The sequence below is a fragment of the Burkholderia sp. LMG 13014 genome, assembly GCF_905232215.1.
Classification (GTDB): domain Bacteria; phylum Pseudomonadota; class Gammaproteobacteria; order Burkholderiales; family Burkholderiaceae; genus Burkholderia.
The window spans coordinates 1-1,759 of record NZ_CAJNKE010000889.1 but is presented as its reverse complement, the minus strand read 5'-3'; the positions used below and the strand labels follow the sequence as shown (position 1 = coordinate 1,759).

2 protein-coding genes are annotated in these 1,759 nt (G+C 72.0%); one reads left to right on the top strand and one right to left on the bottom strand.

Annotated features, from left to right (window positions below; genetic code table 11):
* Positions 1-418 (top strand): helix-turn-helix domain-containing protein (locus tag JYJ84_RS35855; protein ID WP_240201955.1); only part of this gene is annotated, 418 nt, incomplete at its 5' end.
* Between the two features lie 363 nt (positions 419-781).
* Here JYJ84_RS35855 and JYJ84_RS35850 read toward each other — a convergent pair.
* On the bottom strand, positions 782-1,759 hold a 978-nt coding region (locus JYJ84_RS35850; protein ID WP_205190224.1), incomplete at its 5' end, for a glycosyltransferase family 9 protein.

Here is a 1,759-nt window from a genome sequence, read left to right as displayed (position 1 = left end):
GGCCGAGGTGCTGGCCGCGTTGTTCGACGTGTGCGCGCAACCGGCCGACGACGCCGCCGGCCGTGCGCCGTCGATGCGCCGCTGGATCGTCGAACAGGCACGCGACTACGTGCTCGCGCACCGCACGCGCCCGGTCGGCGTGCCCGAGCTGTGCGAGCAGTTGCACGTGAGCCGGCGCACGCTGCAGTACTGCTTCCAGGACGTGCTCGGCATGGCGCCCGCGACCTACCTGCGCACGCTGCGGCTGAACGGGGCGCGGCGCGATCTGTGCGGCCGCGCGGCCGGCTCGGTTCAGGACGTGGCGGAGGCATGGGGCTTCTGGCATCTCAGCCAGTTCGCGACCGATTACCGGCGGCTGTTCGGGAAGCGGCCGTCGGAGACGCTGCGCGATCGCGCGGTGATGGTGGCCGTGGGGTGAGCGCGGGACGGTAGTCGACGCGGCTCTGGCTTCGACGCGGACTTTGGTACCGGCTCAGGCACTGGCACTGGCATCGGCATCGGCATCGGCATCGGCATCGGCATCGGCATCGGCTTCGGCTCAGGCTCAGGCTCAGGCTCAGGCTCAGGCTCAGGCTCAGGCTCAGGCTCAGGCACCGGCTCAGGCACCGGCTCAGGCACCAGCTCAGACACCAGCTCAGACACCAGCTCAGACACCAGCTCAGACACCAGCTCAGACACCAGCTCAGACACCGGCTCAGACACCGGCTCAGACACCGGCTCAGGCGGCGCGTACACGCAGCTACGCTTTCGGCCTCGCAACGGGCCGCCGCACCCGGTTTCCCTATTCGGCGGTAGCCGCCGCTTCGCGCGGCGCGGGCCACGCCAGCGCATCCCAGTCGATCGCGCGATAGGCGGCTTCGACCGCCGCGAGATCGGCCGGCCGTTCGCTGCGATGCAGCCCGCGCAACTCGGCGGGCACGTCGAGCGCGACCGGCACGCAATGCGGATAGTCGCGCACGCGCAGCGCCGGCGCGATCGTCGTGAAGCACGCGAGCGTCGGCACGTCGAAACCGTCGGCGAGATGCAGCGCGGCCGTGTCGGGCGCGAACAGCAGGCGGGCGCCCTTGACCCATGCGATGAAGCGGGCCGTATCGCCGGCCGCATCGGCGCTCACGTCGAGATACGCGGGATGCGCAACCGGCCCGAACCCGGCCACCGGCAATCCGTAGCGCTGCGCGAGCTGCTCGACGAACGTTGCCCGCAGTGCGGGCGGTACGCTGCGCAACGCGGTGCTCGCGGTCGGGCAGAACAGCACGTACGGACGCTGCCATTGCGCAGGCAACGCAGGCAGCGGCAGCTGCGCGAGCCAGCGGTTGCGCTTGGCCGACGCCGGCACCGACGCGGGTTCCACGCCGAGCGCGTCGAGGAAGAAATCGATCATCGGCAGCCGCGCGAACGCGGGCCAGTACAGGTGATTGCCGACGTCGATGCACGGCGCGTCCGCCGGCAGCGCGTCGGCGGGGTACGGCAGCGTGCGCGACGGCGCGACGAGGTCGGCGGCGAACGCATACAGCGCCTCGACATAGCGCGGCGCGCGGGCCGGCCGGTACAGCATGAAGCGCAGGCCCGGGTGCGCGGCGCGCAGCGCGGCGAGGGCCGTGAGCCCGATCACCGAATCGCCAAGCGTGACGCCCATCCCGTTGATCACGTGCACCTGCCGTGCGCCGTCATAGTCGAGCCGGAACGGCCGGTGCGCGGCGTGCAGCAGGCCGCGCGCGGGCGCGGCCGGCACGTGGCCGACGGCACGCGAACCGCCGTG